The organism is Prevotella sp. HJM029 (assembly GCF_000599605.1).
In the GTDB taxonomy this organism is placed as follows: Bacteria; Bacteroidota; Bacteroidia; order Bacteroidales; family Bacteroidaceae; genus Prevotella.
On the sequence record NZ_AZHT01000175.1, the window covers coordinates 1 to 231 of the forward strand.

Genomic DNA, 231 nt, shown 5'->3' on the forward strand with positions numbered 1-231 from the left:
GCAAGACGTTCTATTAAGACACATCTGCCATGGCTCTATACGTGTGAGGAGCATCCGGATATACAAATACCTAATACAACAGACCTGTTGGAAGGATTTAACTCACAACTTAAAAGAACACTACATAATCATAATGGAATGAATGAAGCTAACATGAAGAAGTTTATAGATGGATTCATAAATACAAAAAAGTAGGCTGGAATAACCAGCCTACCAAATGTCCATTACGCC

General features: G+C 37.2%; 1 pseudogene. It reads left to right on the forward strand.

The features are described from left to right. Positions 1-195: pseudogene (locus tag X919_RS17095) on the forward strand (transposase); the annotation flags it as partial. Positions 196-231 lie beyond the last annotated feature (36 nt).